Origin of the sequence: Pseudomonas sp. FP1740, from assembly GCF_030687165.1 — a bacterium.
In the GTDB taxonomy this organism is placed as follows: domain Bacteria; phylum Pseudomonadota; class Gammaproteobacteria; order Pseudomonadales; family Pseudomonadaceae; genus Aquipseudomonas.
In genome coordinates this window covers 4,908,436-4,926,114 of record NZ_CP117461.1, presented here as the reverse complement: position 1 = coordinate 4,926,114, position 17,679 = coordinate 4,908,436, and the positions used below count along the sequence as shown (strand labels likewise).

At 59.7% G+C, this 17,679-nt stretch carries 13 protein-coding genes; 8 read left to right on the top strand and 5 right to left on the bottom strand.

Features of this window, described 5'->3' with window-relative positions; translation table 11 throughout:
- Position 1: 1 nt before the first annotated feature.
- From PSH69_RS21925 to PSH69_RS21910, 4 genes are all read left to right on the top strand, one after another.
- Positions 2-604 carry a DsbA family protein gene (locus PSH69_RS21925; protein WP_177324964.1) on the top strand — a complete coding sequence of 201 codons (603 nt, stop codon included), beginning with the start codon at positions 2-4 and terminating at the stop codon, positions 602-604.
- Positions 597-2,423: an ABC transporter ATP-binding protein gene (locus tag PSH69_RS21920; RefSeq protein ID WP_305409816.1), complete on the top strand. Its 1,827-nt coding sequence runs from the start codon at positions 597-599 to the stop codon at positions 2,421-2,423. The genes PSH69_RS21925 and PSH69_RS21920 overlap by 8 nt, the downstream gene beginning before the upstream one ends.
- Positions 2,424-2,602: 179 nt before the next feature.
- A complete protein-coding gene (locus PSH69_RS21915; RefSeq protein WP_305409815.1) occupies positions 2,603-5,062 on the top strand; it encodes an EAL domain-containing protein in 2,460 nt (819 codons plus the stop codon).
- A gap of 77 nt (positions 5,063-5,139) precedes the next feature.
- Positions 5,140-5,901, top strand: coding sequence for a TenA family transcriptional regulator (locus PSH69_RS21910; protein WP_370695219.1), 762 nt, complete (start codon positions 5,140-5,142; stop codon positions 5,899-5,901).
- A gap of 61 nt (positions 5,902-5,962) precedes the next feature.
- Here PSH69_RS21910 and PSH69_RS21905 read toward each other — a convergent pair whose 3' ends face one another.
- The 5 genes from PSH69_RS21905 to PSH69_RS21885 all read right to left on the bottom strand — a co-directional run bounded on the left by PSH69_RS21905 (position 5,963) and on the right by PSH69_RS21885 (position 10,992).
- Positions 5,963-6,889: a GGDEF domain-containing protein gene (locus PSH69_RS21905; protein ID WP_019582591.1), complete on the bottom strand. Its 927-nt coding sequence runs from the start codon at positions 6,887-6,889 to the stop codon at positions 5,963-5,965.
- 374 nt (positions 6,890-7,263) lie between these two features.
- Entirely contained in the window at positions 7,264-8,004 is a 741-nt protein-coding gene (locus tag PSH69_RS21900; protein WP_007939907.1) for a YciK family oxidoreductase, read from the bottom strand.
- Between the two features lie 207 nt (positions 8,005-8,211).
- Positions 8,212-8,883 (bottom strand): N-acetylmuramic acid 6-phosphate phosphatase MupP, encoded by a 672-nt coding sequence (gene mupP / locus PSH69_RS21895; protein WP_305409813.1) that lies wholly within the window; start codon positions 8,881-8,883, stop codon positions 8,212-8,214.
- Positions 8,884-8,887: 4 nt separating this feature from the next.
- Positions 8,888-9,586, bottom strand: a complete 699-nt coding sequence (gene ubiG / locus PSH69_RS21890) for a bifunctional 2-polyprenyl-6-hydroxyphenol methylase/3-demethylubiquinol 3-O-methyltransferase UbiG (RefSeq protein WP_018929858.1) — start codon at positions 9,584-9,586, stop codon at positions 8,888-8,890.
- 71 nt (positions 9,587-9,657) lie between these two features.
- Complete coding sequence (locus PSH69_RS21885) at positions 9,658-10,992, bottom strand: TRZ/ATZ family hydrolase (RefSeq protein WP_086944625.1); 1,335 nt, start codon at positions 10,990-10,992, stop codon at positions 9,658-9,660.
- Positions 10,993-11,100: 108 nt separating this feature from the next.
- On the opposite strand from PSH69_RS21885, the gene mtnA reads away from it, so the two are divergent.
- The 4 genes from mtnA (at position 11,101) to pheA (ending at position 17,673) form a co-directional block, all read left to right on the top strand.
- On the top strand, positions 11,101-12,177 hold the full coding sequence (gene mtnA / locus PSH69_RS21880) for an S-methyl-5-thioribose-1-phosphate isomerase (protein ID WP_018929856.1): 1,077 nt from the start codon (positions 11,101-11,103) through the stop codon (positions 12,175-12,177).
- A 427-nt stretch (positions 12,178-12,604) separates the two neighbouring features.
- Positions 12,605-15,274, top strand: a complete 2,670-nt coding sequence (gene gyrA / locus PSH69_RS21875; protein WP_305409812.1) for a DNA gyrase subunit A — start codon at positions 12,605-12,607, stop codon at positions 15,272-15,274.
- 219 nt (positions 15,275-15,493) lie between these two features.
- Positions 15,494-16,579, top strand: coding sequence for a 3-phosphoserine/phosphohydroxythreonine transaminase (gene serC / locus PSH69_RS21870; protein ID WP_305409811.1), 1,086 nt, complete (start codon positions 15,494-15,496; stop codon positions 16,577-16,579).
- A complete protein-coding gene (gene pheA / locus PSH69_RS21865; RefSeq protein ID WP_007939916.1) occupies positions 16,579-17,673 on the top strand; it encodes a prephenate dehydratase in 1,095 nt (364 codons plus the stop codon). The genes serC and pheA overlap by 1 nt, the downstream gene beginning before the upstream one ends.
- The last annotated feature ends 6 nt before the right edge of the window (positions 17,674-17,679 follow it).

The following is a 17,679-nucleotide window of genomic DNA, read 5'->3' as shown; positions in this document are numbered from 1 at the left end:
GATGTGTTCCTGGTGCTGGGGCTTCGCTCCGGTGGCCAAAGCGCTGGTTGAGCAGGCGCAGGCGGCAGGTGTGGAGTTGCATCTGGTGGTGGGTGGTTTGCGCACCGGCAGTGGCGCGGCGCTGGAGCCGACCACCCGGCGCTACATTCTTGAGCACTGGCAGGCGGTTCACGAGGCCACCGGCCAGCCGTTCAAGTTTGAAGGCGCATTGCCCGACGGGTTTGTCTACGACACCGAGCCTGCCTGTCGGGCGCTGGTGACCGCGCGCAGCCTGGCGCCGGATTGCGCCTGGACATTGCTCGGGCTGATCCAGCACGCGTTCTACGCCGAAGGTCGTGATGTCACCCGTGCCAGCGTGTTGGTGGAGCTGGCGGAGCAGGCCGGTTTGCCGCGCATCGAGTTTGCCGCAGCGTTCGATCGTGCCGATCAGCACGCAGCGACTGCCGCCGATTTTACTTGGGTCCAGGACTTGGGCATTGCCGGTTTCCCGACCTTGCTGGCAGAACGCGATGGTCAATTGGCGCTGCTGACCAACGGTTATCAGCCCCTGAGCGAGTTGTCACCGTTGCTCGGCCGCTGGCTGGAGCGCGCTGCCTGTGCATGATCTGCCCGATGATGCAGCAGCTCCCAAACGTGTCGATCGGCTGAGCTGGGCGGAAATCCGCCGCCTGGCCCTTCACCATAAAAAATCCCTGTGGATCGCCAACGGCGTAGCGGTATTGGCAACGCTGTGCAGCGTGCCGATCCCGTTGCTGTTGCCGTTGCTGGTGGACGAAGTGCTGCTGGGTCATGGCGATGCTGCGCTGAAAATCATGAACCACGCGCTGCCCGACGTCTGGCAGAAAGCCGCGGGTTATATCGGTCTGATGCTGCTGGTGACCCTGGCGCTGCGTTGCGCCGCGTTGTTGTTCAACGTGGTGCAGGCGAAATTGTTTGCGGCGCTGGCCAAGGACATCGTGTATCGGATTCGGGTGCGGTTGATCGACCGGCTCAAGCGCATCTCGCTGGGCGAATACGAAAGCCTGGGCAGCGGCACGGTGGCCACGCACCTAGTCACCGACCTGGACACGCTGGACAAATTCGTCGGCGAAACCCTCAGTCGTTTCCTCGTGGCGATGCTGACACTGGTGGGCACCGCATCGATCTTGATGTGGATGCACTGGAAACTCGCGCTGCTGATCCTGCTGTTCAACCCGCTGGTAATCTACGCCACGGTGCAGTTAGGCAAGCGGGTCAAACATCTGAAGAAGCTCGAGAACGACAGCACCTCGCGCTTCACCCAGGCGTTGACTGAAACCCTGGACGCCATTCAGGAAGTACGCGCCGGTAACCGGCAGGGCTTTTTCCTCGGGCGGCTGGGCCAGCGAGCGCGGGAAGTGCGCGATTACGCGGTGAGCTCGCAGTGGAAAACCGATGCATCGAACCGGGCCAGCGGTTTGCTGTTCCAGTTCGGCATTGATATTTTCCGCGCCGCGGCCATGCTCACCGTGCTGTTTTCCGACCTGTCCATCGGCCAGATGCTGGCGGTGTTCAGCTACCTGTGGTTCATGATCGGTCCGGTGGAGCAGCTGCTCAATCTGCAGTACGCCTTTTATGCCGCTGGTGGTGCGCTGTCGCGGATCAACGAGTTGCTGGCCCGTGCCGACGAGCCGCAATACACCGGCAGTGTCGACCCGTTTCAGGGGCGCGACACGGTGGGCATCGAAGTTCAGGGACTGAGTTTCGGCTACGGCGACGAGTTGGTGCTGAACCAAATGAACCTGTCGATTGCCCCCGGTGAAAAAGTCGCGATTGTCGGCGCCAGCGGTGGAGGCAAAAGTACTCTGGTGCAGTTGCTGCTGGGCTTGTACACGCCGCTGGCCGGGACTATCCGTTTCGGTGGTTCGACTCAGCAAGAAATCGGCCTGGAAACCGTGCGCGAAAATGTCGCCGTGGTCCTGCAACATCCCGCCCTGTTCAACGACACCGTGCGCGCCAACCTGACCATGGGCCGCGAACGCAGTGACGAGGCCTGCTGGCAGGCACTGGAAATTGCTCAGTTGCAACACACGGTGCGTGAACTGCCCAATGGCCTGGACAGTATCGTCGGGCGATCCGGCGTGCGTTTATCCGGCGGGCAGCGTCAACGCCTGGCGATTGCCCGAATGGTGTTGGCCGAGCCCAAAGTGGTGATCCTCGACGAAGCCACGTCCGCACTCGACGCGGCCACTGAGTACAACCTGCACCAGGCGCTGGCGCGGTTCTTGAGCCACCGCACCACGTTGATCATTGCGCACCGATTGTCGGCCGTGAAGCAGGCCGATCGGGTGCTGGTGTTCGATGGCGGGCAGGTTGCCGAGGATGGCGACCATCAGCAGTTGATTGCCGATGGTGGTTTGTACGCCAAGCTTTATGGGCATTTGCAGCAAATTCAACGACCTTGAACCTTGTACGGCTTTCTGTGCTTAGTATTTGAACTGTCCCGGAGGACCTGGTCTGGCCATGCAATTGGGTCGTAGCGGTGTGCCCGACCATTCGAAGTGTCGAAAATTAGCCTAGTCTGTGCTGTCAGGTGCGGGATTTATTCGGGTGTTCATCCGGAAGTGCTTATGCAAGGGACCTCATGAAGCAAAAACGGACTCTCGGAACGCCACGGCTGTTGGGCATCGTCTGGCCATTTATCGCCGTTGTGTTGTTTCAGGCACTGTTGGGCGGCGTCAGTCTTTACGTTCTTTCAGCGGTTCGTGGCTACGTCGGCGGTGAGAGCCTGTGGTCCAAGGGCCAGAAAGACGCCATCTATTACCTCAATCTCTACGCCGACAGTCGCGACGAGACGATTTTTCTCAAATACCAGAACGCGATTGCCGTGCCTCAGGGCGGCCATGAGTTGCGTATGGCGCTGGATCATCAGCCACCGAATATCGAGGCCGCGCGGCTGGCGATTCTCAAGGGCGGCAATCACCCGGACGACGTCCCCAGCCTGATTTGGCTGTACCTCAATTTCCGGCATTTCAGTTACCTGGAAAAAGCCATCGAACTCTGGACGATCGGTGACGCGTACCTGGTGCGGCTCGATGATGTCGCGCGGGAAATGCATCAGGGTATCGTCGATAACCAGGCCAGCGATGCCGACATCAAGCGCTGGAAGGCGCAGATTTTGGCCATCAACGATGGTGTGACGCCCCCTGCCAAAGCGTTCAGCGATGCCTTGGGCGAGGGCTCGCGCATGATTCTCCGGCTGCTGCTGGCGACGAACCTTGCCACCGCGCTGGGCCTGATCGTGCTGGCCTTGCTGCGTACCCACAAACTGCTCGAACAACGCCATGCCTTCGCCGATGCCTTGCAGTTGGAGAAAGACCGGGCGCAGATCACCCTGCAATCGATTGGCGACGGGGTGATCACCACCGACGTCGAGGGCGCGATTGCCTACATGAACCCGGCCGCCGAGGCCTTGACTCACTGGAAGGCCGAACAGGCGACGGGGTTGCCATTGGCGGCGCTGTTCAATCTGCTGGACGAGAACGCTCAGGCCGACGGTTTTACCTTGATCGAACACATTTTGAGCGGCCAGCTCAGCGGTGGCAGCGAACATTCCAAACTGATCCAGCGACTGGATGGCAGCACGGTTTCGGTCACCCTGGTCGGTGCGCCGATCCGCAACGCGGGCAAGGTCAGTGGCACCGTGCTGGTGCTGCATGACATGACCCAGGAGCGGCAGTACATCGCCAATCTGTCCTGGCAGGCGACCCATGACGCCTTGACCGGGCTGGCCAACCGCCGCGAATTCGAATATCGCCTGGAACAGGCCCTGCATGGCCTGATGCGGCAAGCGGGGCGTCACGCCTTGATGTTCCTCGATCTGGATCAATTCAAACTGGTCAATGACACCTGCGGTCATGCTGCCGGCGATGAGTTGTTGCGGCATATTTGTGCGTTGCTGCAATCAGGATTGCGCGAAGGCGACACCCTGGCCCGATTGGGTGGCGACGAGTTCGGCATTCTGTTGGAAAACTGTGCGCCGGAAGCGGCTGAGAAAATTGCCGAAGTCCTGCGCCAGACTGTGCAGAACCTGCATTTTGTCTGGAAAGGCCGGCCGTTCGTGACCACGGTGAGCATTGGTCTGGTGCACGTCACTCAGAGTCCGGCCACCCTCGAGGCCTCGCTGCGAGCCGCTGATATGGCCTGTTACATGGCCAAGGAAAAGGGCCGCAACCGGGTTCAGGTCTATCACGCCGACGATTCGGAACTGTCCCTGCGCTTTGGCGAGATGGCCTGGGTGCAGCGCTTGCACATGGCGTTGGAGGAGGACCGTTTCTGCCTGTACTCCCAGGAAATCGCGCCTCTGGGCCTTGGCGAGCGGGACGGCGGACATATCGAAATCCTGCTGCGCCTGCATGACGAAGCCGGGCGCATGATTCTGCCGGACAGTTTCATTCCGGCCGCCGAGCGTTACGGTTTGATGACGTCGCTTGACCGCTGGGTGGTGGAGAACGTTTTCAAGGTCATTGCCCAGGCCATCGCCCAAGAGGGCGAAGAGCCGCTGGCCATGTGTGCGATAAATCTGTCAGGTATTACTATCGGAGATGAGGCGTTTCTGGACTTCCTTCGTGAACAGTTTGTTGCATATTCAATTCCACCTGAAATGATTTGTTTTGAAATTACAGAAACCAGTGCGATTTCAAATTTGCCTAGCGCAATTAGATTTATTAATGAACTCAAAGGCTTAGGTTGCCACTTCTCATTAGATGACTTCTGCGCCGGTATGTCCTCATTCGCTTACTTGAAACATTTACCTGTAGACTTCCTGAAGATCGACGGGAGTTTCGTAAAGGATATGCTGGACGACCCGATTAACCGCGCCATGGTCGAAGTGATCAATCACATCGGGCATGTCATGGGTAAGCGTACGATTGCCGAGTTCGTTGAAACACCTCAGATCGAGCAGGCATTGCTGGAGATCGGGGTGGATTACGCTCAAGGGTATCTGATTGAACGCCCGCATCTGTTTACCTGCGACAGTTTACAAAGTCGTCCTGCCAGGCCCCGGCCTTTGTTATTCAAGGCGCCCGGCACGTTCCGTTGAAATCTCTTGTTGATCTGAAAATCACAATCAAAAGGAGCGCGACAGTGATCGACACATTCAACAGAACCGGACCCCTCATGGAAGCTGCAAGTTACCCCGCCTGGGCTCAGCAATTGATTCAGGATTGCAGTGAGAGCAAGCGCCGCGTCGTCGAACATGAACTGTACCAGCGGATGCGCGATAACAAGCTCAGCGCAAAAACCATGCGTCAGTACCTCATAGGTGGCTGGCCGGTGGTCGAACAGTTCGCCTTATACATGGCACAGAACCTGGCCAAGACCCGTTTTGCACGCCACCCTGGTGAAGACATGGCGCGTCGCTGGCTGATGCGCAATATTCGCGTCGAACTGAACCATGCCGATTACTGGGTGCACTGGAGCCGTGCTCACGGTATCAGCCTGGAAGATCTGCAGGCGCAACAGGTTGCCCCTGAACTTCACGCCTTGAGCCATTGGTGCTGGCACACCAGTTCGTCGGACTCGCTGATCGTGGCTATCGCCGCCACCAACTACGCGATCGAGGGTGCAACCGGGGAGTGGTCGGCGCTGGTCTGTTCCAGTGGTGTCTACGCGGCGTCGTTCCCCGAGGAAGATCGCAAGCGGGCCATGAAGTGGTTGAAGATGCACGCCCAGTACGACGATGCCCATCCTTGGGAAGCGCTGGAAATCATCTGCACCCTGGCGGGGCTGAACCCGAGCAAATCCCTGCAAATGGAATTGCGCCAGGCGGTCTGCAAAAGTTACGACTACATGTACCTGTTCCTGGAGCGATGCATGCAGTTGGAACTGGCAGCAAAAGCCCCGGTAGCCCGTGAGCGGATGGCGTTGGCCGAAAGCTAAAAGACTGCAGCCTACGGCAGCTCGTAGGAGCTACCGAAGGCTGCGATCTCTTCAAAAATATCTACCCCGCCATCGCCAACCGGTTACGCCCCTCGCGCTTGGCCACATACAACGCACTGTCGGCTCGTCGCAACAGGCTCTCGGCAGACTCGCCGGGCAGCAGGGTCGAGCAACCCAGGCTGACCGTCAGTTCGATGGCCTTGCCTTCGGCCACATAGTCCTGAGCCTGCGCAGCGAACCGCAGTCGTTCGCCGACCATGGCCGCGGCTTCCCGACTGGTGTTGGACAGCAGGATCATGAATTCTTCGCCTCCAAACCGGAACACCATGTCCACATTACGCAACTGGCTTTTGATCGAGGCTGCGACGGCTTTGAGCACTTCATCGCCGGCGCTGTGCCCGTAGGTGTCGTTGATCTGTTTGAAGTGATCGATGTCCAGCATCAGCAGCGACAGGGGCTGTGAGTGTCGGCGCGACATCTCGATTTCCCGTTGCAGCGTCTGATCCATCGCGATGCGATTGCCGGTGTCGGTCAGCGGGTCGCGCAAGGCGCTTTGGGTGGCGGCACGGTAGAGCAGGGCATTGCGCATCGGGTAGAGAAGCGCTGATAACAGCGATTCCAGATGGCCTTGCTCTTCATCGCTGAAACGCTGATTGCGACGGAACACCAGTTCACCCAATTGCTCGCCTTCATGACTGAGGCTGTAGCTGATCGAATGATGACCTCGCTGGCCGAACTGCAGGCGCAAGTCGCTGGGCTGATGCTCATAATTCAAGGCATCCAGCGGTACAAGGCGCTGAATTTCACGGAAGAAAAGTCCGAGAATGCGTTGCGGCTCAAGACTGGTTTGCAGTTGCAGGCCCAGCTCCTGACGCAACTGCGCAAGACTGACGGGCCGCTCCAGAAGGGGAGGCTGCTGACCAAAGCCCAGGCGTTGCAATTTGGCGCTGTCGAAGTCAATTGCGTTGGTCTGGGAAGGCGATTTCATATGGCGTGAGCCCCTAAACAGTAAGACTGTCTTACAGGCTGGGTGAGAGCGGCTTTGGGCTGCGCGTCATACTGGTCCATCAGTCCCGTAGGACATTTGGCACGAGTTTAGTCCGCTTTGCCGAAGATTAGTAACCTCTCGGCTCAAGCTCTGCCCCGTCTGCTTTCACACGGCGTGTCTGAGCAAAATTAGAGCGAAAGTCATGCCATTCGGTTCAGTCGGCTAAAAAGCGTTCTAAATCAACAAGGTTGGGAAGGTCGCGAAGGATGGTGTCGGGGATGTTGGCATTTATTTGACTTGAAACAGCAGCAGTTAACGTTGGCTTTGCGTGCCGCGACGGGAAGTCGTCGCGGCACAAAAGCGACGCACGGGCATTACTGAGCGTCGAACGCCTGACCGTTGATGCCGGTACTGTCCGGCCCCATCAAGTAAAGGTAGACCGGCATGATCTCCTCGGGTGTCGGGTTGTTCAGCGGATTTTCCCCAGGGTAGGCCTGAGCGCGCATGCTGGTGCGGGTGGCGCCGGGGTTGATGCTGTTGGAGCGCACGGGGGCGACGGTGTCTACTTCGTCGGCCAGGGTTTGCATCAGGCCTTCGGTGGCGAACTTGGACACGCCGTAAGCGCCCCAATACGCACGACCCTTGCGACCGACGCTGCTGGAGGTGAACACCACCGAGGCGTCCTGCGACAGCTTGAGCAGCGGCAACAGGGTGCTGGTGAGCATGAACATGGCGTTGACGTTGACCTGCATGACGCGCATGAAGTTCTCGCCGGACAACTGCTCGATCGGTGTGCGTGGACCGATGATCGACGCGTTATGAAGCAAGCCGTCGAGGTGGCCGAATTCGGTTTCGATCATGGCCGCCAGTTCATCGTATTGGTGGGGCAGGGCGGTTTCCAGGTTGAACGGGATCACCACCGGTTGTGGATGCCCGGCCGCTTCGATTTCGTCGTAGACCTGAGTCAGATTGGCTTCGGTCTTGCCCAGCAGCAACACGGTGGCGCCATGAGCGGCGTAGGTTTTCGCGGCGGCAGCACCGATGCCTCGGCCAGCGCCGGTGACCAGAATGACCCGGTCCTTGAGCAATTCAGGACGGGCGGAATAATCAAACATAAAAAACCTCACAACAATTCAACGTAGGCATGCATCGCATCTGTGGCAAGAGCGCTTATTGTGGCGAGGGGGCTTGCCCCCGTTGGGTCGTGAAGCGGCCCTCCATTCGCTACCTTCAGCCAGACCGTGTTCTCTGGATTTACGACTGCTTCGCAGCAGAACGGGGGCAAGCCCCCTCGCCACAAATGCTTCCTGTTGCCAGTCAGATCAGCAACTGCACAAAGCGCTATCCAGCACCAGGCGCAACTCCATTGGATGATCGACCACCACATCCGCGCCCCAATGCCGCGGGTTATCCTCCGGATGAATGTAGCCGTAGGTCACGGCGGCTGTTCTGGTGCCGGCATCGCGGCCGGATTCGATATCGCGCAGGTCATCGCCGACAAACAGCACGCTGGCCGGATCGAGGTCGAGCATCTTGCACGCCAGGATCAACGGCTCCGGGTCCGGTTTGCTGTTCTTCACATGATCCGGGCAGATCAGCAGCGCCGAACGCTCGGCCAGCCCCAGTTGCTGCATGATCGGCTCGGCGAAGCGCAGCGGCTTGTTGGTGACCACGCCCCAGACCAGGTTGGCCTTCTCGATGTCGGCCAGCAATTCGCCCATGCCGTCGAAGAGCTTGCTGTGCACCGCGCAACCTTTGACATAGCGCTCCAGAAACTCCAGGCGCAGCTCCTCGAAGCCCGGCGATTCCGGGTCCATCGAGAAAGTCACCGCGACCATCGCCCTGGCGCCGCCGGAGATCTCGTCACGGATGTGCTTGTCGTTCATCGGCGGCAAGCCGCGCTCAGCACGCATCGCCTGGCAGATGGCGATGAAGTCCGGCGCAGTGTCGAGCAGGGTGCCGTCCATGTCGAAGAGAACTGCTCTGATACGCATCGGCTTACTCCTCGCGCAGGGTCTGGATCATGTAGTTGACGTCGACATCGGATGCCAGTTTGTAATGCTTGGTCAGCGGGTTGTAGGTCAGGCCGATGATGTCCTTGACGGTCAGGCCGGCCATGCGACTCCAGGCACCGAGCTCGGAAGGGCGGATGAATTTCTTGAAGTCGTGAGTGCCACGCGGCAGCAGCTTCATGATGTATTCGGCGCCGACGATGGCGAACAGATAGGCCTTCGGGTTGCGGTTGATGGTGGAGAAGAACACCTGGCCGCCAGGCTTGACCATGCGGAAGCAGGCGCGGATCACCGAGGACGGATCCGGTACGTGTTCGAGCATTTCCAGGCAGGTGACTACGTCGAACTGCTCAGGCATTTCTTCGGCCAGCGCTTCGGCGGTGATTTGCCGGTACTCGACGTTTACGCCGGATTCCAGTTGATGCAATTGCGCGACCGCCAGCGGCGCTTCGCCCATGTCGATGCCCATCACGGTGGCGCCGCGCTGGGCCATGGCTTCGCTGAGGATGCCGCCGCCGCAACCGACGTCGAGGACTTTTTTGCCGGCCAGATTGACGCGCTCGTCGATCCAGTTGACCCGCAGCGGGTTGATGTCGTGCAGCGGTTTGAACTCGCTTTCGCGGTCCCACCAGCGATGGGCCAGGGCTTCGAATTTGGCGATTTCGGCGTGATCGACGTTGCTCATGGTGTCAGTCCTCTAAAACTTGAAAAATTCTGTTGCCCCGGTTTTGGTCCAGGGTGCTTACAATTCGGTGCTTACGATTCGGTGTGGCCGCTGATGCGCCTGCCCCAGGCCTTGGCGGTGGCGCACAGTTGCGCTTCATCCAGGCGGGTCAGGCGGCGGTCGTCGAGCAGTTGCTTGCCAGCGACCCAAAGGTGTTTCACGCAGTCGCGGCCAGTGGCATATATAAGTTGCGAAACCGGGTCGTAGACCGGTTGCTGCGCCAGGCCCGACAGGTCGAATGCGACGATGTCTGCCGCTTTGCCGACTTCCAGCGAACCGGTTTGCGCTTCGATTCCCAGCGCGCGGGCGCCATTGAGCGTGGCCATGCGCAGGGCGCGATGGGCGTCCAGCGCGGTGGCCGAGCCGGCGACAGCCTTGGCCAGCAATGCGGCGGTGCGGGTCTCGCCGAGCAGGTCCAGGTCATTATTGCTGGCCGCGCCATCGGTGCCGACTGCCACATTCACCCCAGCCTGCCACAAACGCTCGACCGGGCAGAAGCCACTGGCCAGCTTCAGGTTCGACTCCGGGCAATGAATCACATTGGTGTTACTTTCTACCAGCAGCGCCAGGTCTTCATCGCTGATCTGGGTCATGTGAACGGCCTGGAAGCGCGGCCCGAGCAGGCCCAGGCGGCCGAGGCGGGCCAGCGGGCGTTCGCCGCGCTGCTCCACCGACTGCTGCACTTCGAAGGCGGTTTCGTGGACATGCATGTGGATCGAGGCGTCCAGTTCTTCGGCGATCACCCGGATTTTTTCAAGGTTTTCGTCGCCCACGGTGTACGGGGCATGGGGGCCGAAGGTGACTTTGATCCGTTCGTGATGCTTGAGATCGCCGAATAATTCGACGCCCTGACGAATGGCTTCATCCGCCGTGCTGGCGCCTGGAATCGGGAAATCGAGGATCGGAATGGCGATCTGGGCGCGAATGCCGCTGTTATGAACGCGTTCGCTGGCGACCTTCGGGAAGAAATACATGTCAGAGAAGCAGGTGATGCCACCTTTGATCTGCTCGGCGATGGCCAGGTCCGTGCCGTCGCGTACGAACGCCTCGTCGACCCATTTGGCTTCGGCCGGCCAGATGTGGTTTTCCAGCCAGGTCATCAGCGGCAGATCGTCGGCCAGGCCGCGGAACAGCGTCATTGCTGCATGCCCGTGGGCATTGATCAGGCCCGGGCTGAGCAGCATGCCGGGCAATTCGCGCACTTCGGCTGCGTTAAGCTTCAAGGCTGCTGCGCGTGGGCCGATAAACACGATACGACCGTCGCGGATACCCAGGGCATGCTCTTTAAGGACCACGCCAGCCGGTTCGACGGGTACCAGCCAGGTTGGCAGCAATAATAGGTCGAGCGCAGCGGTGGGGGTCGGCATCGAGAGTCGGTTCCAGTGCTTTTGTAAAGGATGGCGAAGTATACCCGAGCGTCTTCGCGGGGGGATCGCTATAATCGGCGGCTTTTGTTCATGAGTGCGGGGTGTGGGATGCGCGATCGACTGTTGGCTGCGGAGAAGGTGAAGGCCATCGATTGGCGTGATGGCGCACTGTACCTGTTGGATCAGCGTATTTTGCCGTTCGAGGAAACCTGGATCGCCTACACCAGCGCTGCGGGTGTGGCCGAAGCCATTCGCTCGATGGTGGTGCGCGGTGCGCCGGCTATTGGCATCAGTGCGGCCTATGGCGTGGTGCTGGCGGCCCGTACCCGTTTTGCCGAAGGGGGCGACTGGCAAGCGGCGCTGGAAGAGGATTTCGCGCTGCTGGCCGACTCCCGTCCGACCGCGGTCAATCTGTTCTGGGCCTTGGGTCGCATGCGTGAGCGGCTTGAGCGCCTGAGGGAGCACGCCGATCCGCTGTCGGTGCTGGAAGCCGAAGCCATCGCCATCCACGAAAGTGATCGCGAAGCCAACCTGACCATGGCCCAGTTGGGCGTCGACCTGATCCGCAAACATCAAGGCAACGCCCAGGCGATCCTCACGCATTGCAACACCGGTGCACTGGCCACCGGTGGTTTCGGCACGGCGCTGGGGGTGATTCGCGGGGCGTTCATCGAAGGTATGGTCGAGCGCGTCTACGCCGACGAAACCCGGCCATGGTTGCAAGGTTCGCGATTGACTGCGTGGGAATTGGCCAATGAGGGTATTCCGGTGACCCTCAATGTCGATTCCGCTGCCGCACACATCATGAAAACCAAGGGTGTGACCTGGGTGATCGTCGGCGCCGACCGGATTACCGCCAATGGCGATGTGGCGAACAAGATCGGTACCTACCAGTTGGCGGTCAACGCCATGCACCACGGCGTGCGCTTCATGGTGGTGGCGCCGAGTTCGACCATCGACATGAACCTGGCCAGTGGCGACGAGATTCCCATCGAAGAGCGTGATGGCCGCGAGTTGCTGGAAGTTGGCGGCAAGCGGGTGGGGGCAGATGTGGAAGCGTTCAATCCGGTGTTCGACGTGACTCCGGCCGACCTGATCGATGCGATCGTCACCGAAAAAGGCATCGTCGAGCGCCCGGACACCGCGAAAATGGCCCAATTGATGTGCCGCAAGCGTCTGCATTGATGATCTGTGTTGTCTGAACGGACGCCATCGCGGGCAAGCCCACTCCCACCGATATAGTGAGCACCGCTGAACCCTGTGGGAGCGGGCTTGCCCGCGAAGAGGCCCGGAAACACAATGAATCAGGCTCGAATCAGGCCTGAATTCTTCATTCAATGCTGCTCTAAGCCCCTCTCGTCTCCTTCAAGCCTGTCACCGGTCAACTAACTATGCTCCATGCGCATCTGGGGGATAGGTGCGTGGCGGCTCTTGTGATAACATCCGGCGGTTTCCAGGGTAGCCTGATGTGGCTGCCTTTACTGCGCAGATCCATGGCATAACTCGTTGATTTGTCGTAAGTCGGTGCATGGCACTCAGTCTGCATCGGCGAGCTTCGTTCGTCCCATATGGATGTGACGAAGTTTCACCAGAAAAAGGAATCAGGCTTCTCATGGGCGAACTGGCCAAAGAAATCCTCCCGGTCAATATCGAAGACGAGCTGAAGCAGTCCTACCTCGACTACGCGATGAGCGTTATTGTCGGGCGGGCACTGCCGGATGCGCGCGATGGCTTGAAGCCCGTGCACCGGCGTGTGCTGTTCGCGATGAGCGAGCTGGGCAACGACTTCAACAAGCCGTACAAGAAATCTGCCCGTGTTGTCGGTGACGTGATCGGTAAGTATCACCCGCACGGTGATACCGCGGTGTACGACACCATCGTTCGGATGGCGCAGCCATTCTCGCTGCGTTACCTGCTGGTGGACGGTCAGGGCAACTTCGGTTCGGTGGACGGCGACAACGCCGCGGCCATGCGATACACCGAAGTGCGCATGACCAAGCTGGCGCACGAGCTGCTGGCCGACCTGCATAAAGAAACCGTGGATTGGGTGCCGAACTACGACGGCACCGAAATGATCCCCGCGGTCATGCCGACCAAGATCCCCAACCTGCTGGTCAACGGCTCCAGCGGTATTGCCGTGGGCATGGCGACCAACATTCCGCCGCACAACCTCGGTGAAGTCATCGACGGTTGCCTGGCACTCATCGACAATCCGGAGCTGACTGTCGATGAGCTGATGCAATACATCCCCGGTCCGGACTTCCCGACCGCCGCGATCATCAACGGTCGCGCCGGCATCATCGAAGCCTACCGCACCGGTCGCGGGCGCATTTACATGCGTGCCCGCTCGATCATCGAAGACATCGACAAGGTCGGTGGCCGTCAGCAGATCGTCATTACCGAACTCCCTTACCAGCTGAACAAGGCCCGTCTGATCGAGAAGATCGCCGAGCTGGTCAAAGAGAAGAAGCTTGAAGGCATCACCGAGCTGCGCGACGAGTCCGACAAGGACGGTATGCGCGTCGTGATCGAGCTGCGTCGCGGCGAAGTGCCTGAGGTAATCCTCAATAACCTCTACGCCCAGACTCAGTTGCAAAGCGTGTTCGGCATCAACATCGTTGCGCTGATCGACGGCCGTCCGCGGATCCTCAACCTCAAGGATCTGCTGGAAGCCTTCGTTCGTCACCGTCGCGAAGTCGTGACCCGTCGTACCGTGTTCGAGCTGCGTAAAGCGCGTGAACGTGGCCACATCCTGGAAGGTCAAGCGGTTGCCCTGTCGAACATCGACCCGGTCATCGCCCTGATCAAGGCTTCGCCGACCCCGTCGGAAGCCAAGGAAGCGCTGATCAGCACGCCGTGGGAGTCCTCCGCGGTGGTTGCAATGGTTGAACGTGCCGGTGCCGATTCGTGCCGTCCGGAAAACCTCGATCCACAATACGGTCTACGCGACGGCAAGTACTTCCTGTCGCCAGAGCAGGCACAAGCCATTCTGGAGCTGCGTCTGCACCGCCTGACCGGTCTGGAACACGAAAAGCTGCTGGCCGAGTATCAAGAGATCCTCAACCAGATCGGCGAGCTGATCCGCATCCTCAACAGCGCCACGCGCCTGATGGAAGTGATCCGCGAAGAGCTGGAAGTGATCCGCGCCGAGTACGGCGACGTGCGTCGCACCGAGATTCTCGATGCCCGTCTCGACCTGACCCTGGGCGACATGATCCCGGAAGAAGAGCGCGTCGTGACCATTTCCCACGGTGGCTACGCCAAGACCCAGCCCTTGGCTGCGTACCAGGCTCAGCGTCGTGGCGGTAAAGGTAAATCGGCTACCGGCGTGAAGGATGAGGACTACATCGCTCACCTGCTGGTCGCCAACAGCCACACCACGCTGCTGCTGTTCTCCAGCAAAGGCAAAGTGTACTGGCTGAAAACCTACGAAATTCCGGAAGCCTCCCGCGCGGCCCGTGGTCGTCCGCTAGTCAACCTGCTGCCGCTAGACAGTGATGAATACATCACCACCATGCTGCCGGTCGAGGAATACACCGAAGGTCACTTCATCTTCATGGCCACTGCCAAGGGCACCGTGAAGAAGACCCCGCTGGAATCCTTCAGCCGTCAACGCAGCGTCGGTCTGATCGCGCTGGAGCTGGATGAAGGCGACGTACTGATCTCTGCGGCCATTACCGATGGCGATCGCGAAGTCATGCTGTTCTCCGACGGCGGCAAGGTGACTCGCTTCAAGGAAACCGACGTTCGCGCCATGGGCCGTACCGCTCGAGGCGTCCGCGGCATGCGTCTGCCGGAAGGCCAGAAGCTGATTTCCATGTTGATCCCGGAAGAAGGCAGCCAGATCCTCACCGCTTCGGCGCGTGGTTTCGGCAAGCGCACCGCGATCACCGAGTTCCCTGAGTACAAGCGTGGCGGTCAGGGTGTTATCGCCATGGTCAGCAACGAGCGTAACGGCCGTCTGGTCGGCGCGGTCCAGGTGCTCGACGGCGAGGAAATCATGCTGATTTCCGACCAGGGTACGTTGGTTCGTACCCGCGTCGACGAAGTGTCCAGCCTGGGCCGTAACACCCAGGGCGTGACCCTGATCAAGCTGGCCAACGATGAAACGCTGGTGGGCCTGGAGCGGGTTCAGGAACCGTCGGAAGTCGAAGGCGAAGAGCTGGACGGCGAAGGGCTTGCAGGTGAAGAGGATGCTGTGTTCGAGGGTGAAGTCGTGATCGACGATGTTGCCGACGACCAGCAACTCGACGCCGCCGCCGACGAAGAGCCGCAGGAGTAAGCGGGCAAGCAGGGGGCGGATGAAGATTCGCCCCCTTGTTGTTTGTCCTCAGGGAACTGTGGAATTGTTTTTTATGTAGGAGTTGTCGAGCGAAGCGATGCTGCGATCTCTTGATCTGGCTCTTGCTTTCGCTCAGCACTAAAAGATCGCAGCCTCGCTCTGCTCGACAGCTCCTACAGATTTATTGCGTGATACCACCAAATCAGAGCGAGATTGGATGTGAGCAAGAGAGCCTATAACTTCTGTGCCGGTCCTGCGGCGCTTCCCGAAGCTGTCCTGAAGCGCGCCCAGGCTGAACTCCTTGATTGGCACGGCAAGGGCCTGTCGGTCATGGAAATGAGCCATCGCAGCGATGAGTTCGTGTCCATTGCCACCAAGGCCGAGCAGGATCTGCGTGATCTGCTGAATATCCCCTCGAACTATAAAGTGCTGTTTCTGCAAGGTGGCGCGAGCCAGCAATTTGCCCAGATTCCGCTGAACCTGTTGCCGGAAGGTCGCACCGCCGACTATATCGACACCGGTATCTGGTCGCAGAAAGCAATCGAGGAGGCCTCGCGCTATGGCCACGTCAATGTTGCCGCGACCGCCAAGCCTTACGACTATTTCGCTATTCCCGGTCAGAACGAATGGAACCTGTCCAAGGACGCGGCCTACGTTCACTACGCGCCGAACGAAACCATTGGCGGTATGGAATTCCAGTGGATCCCGGAAACCGGTGATGTGCCGCTGGTCGCCGACATGTCCTCGGACATTCTTTCGCGCCCTGTGGATGTCTCGCGTTTCGGCATGATCTACGCCGGCGCCCAGAAAAACATCGGCCCGAGCGGCATCGTCGTCAACATCGTTCGCGAAGACCTGCTGGGTAACGCCCGTTCCATCTGCCCGACCATGCTCAACTACAAGGTTGCGGCCGACAACGGCTCGATGTACAACACGCCGCCAACCCTGGCCTGGTACTTGTCCGGTCTGGTGTTCGAGTGGCTGAAAGAGCAGGGCGGCGTCGAAGCCATCGGCAAGCTCAATGAAGTGAAGCAGCGCACGCTGTACGACTTCATCGACGCCAGCGGCTTGTACAGCAACCCGATCAACAAGTCGGACCGCTCGTGGATGAACGTGCCGTTCCGTCTGGCCGACGATCGTCTCGACAAGCCGTTCCTGGCCGGTGCCGACGAACGTGGCCTGTTGAACCTCAAAGGTCACCGTTCAGTGGGCGGCATGCGTGCCTCCATCTATAACGCCGTCGATATCGTTGCGGTCAACGCACTGGTCTCGTACATGGCAGAGTTCGAGAAGGAACACGGCTAATGTCTGAGCAAGAACTCAAGGCACTGCGCCTGCGCATTGACGCTCTGGACGAAAAGGTCCTGGAGCTGATCAGTGAGCGCGCACGCTGCGCCCAGGAAGTTGCGCGAGTAAAGATGGCCTCGCTGGCCGAAGGCGAAGTGCCGGTGTTCTATCGTCCTGAGCGCGAAGCTCAGGTGCTCAAGCGCGTGATGGAGCGTAACCAGGGGCCGCTGGGTAACGAAGAGATGGCGCGGCTGTTCCGCGAAATCATGTCCTCGTGCCTTGCCCTCGAGCAGCCGCTGAAAGTGGCTTACCTCGGCCCTGAAGGTACCTTCACTCAGGCTGCGGCCATGAAGCACTTCGGTCACGCGGTGATCAGCAAACCAATGGCGGCGATCGACGAAGTGTTCCGTGAAGTGGCGGCCGGTGCGGTGAACTTTGGCGTGGTCCCGGTGGAAAACTCCACCGAAGGCGCGGTCAATCACACCCTCGACAGCTTCCTCGAACACGACATGGTGATCTGTGGCGAAGTCGAGCTGCGTATTCACCATCACCTGTTGGTTGGCGAAAACACCAAGACCGACAGCATCAGCCGCATCTATTCCCACGCCCAGTCCCTGGCCCAGTGCCGCAAGTGGCTGGACGCCCATTACCCGAATGTCGAGCGCGTGGCGGTGTCCAGCAACGCCGAAGCGGCCAAGCGGGTCAAGGGTGAGTGGAACTCGGCGGCGATTGCCGGCGACATGGCTGCCGGCCTCTACGGGTTGACCCGTCTGGCCGAGAAAATCGAGGATCGCCCGGACAACTCCACGCGATTCCTGATGATCGGTAACCAGGAAGTGCCGCCGACCGGTGACGACAAGACCTCGATCATCGTTTCCATGAGCAACAAGCCCGGCGCTCTCCACGAGTTGCTGGTTCCGTTCCACGACAATGGCATCGATCTGACACGGATCGAGACCCGTCCGTCGCGCAGCGGTAAATGGACCTACGTGTTCTTTATCGACTTCGTCGGCCATCACCGCGACCCGCTGGTCAAAGGTGTGCTGGAAAAGATCAGTCAGGAAGCGGTGGCACTCAAGGTGCTGGGTTCCTACCCGAAAGCAGTTCTCTAAGGGCGG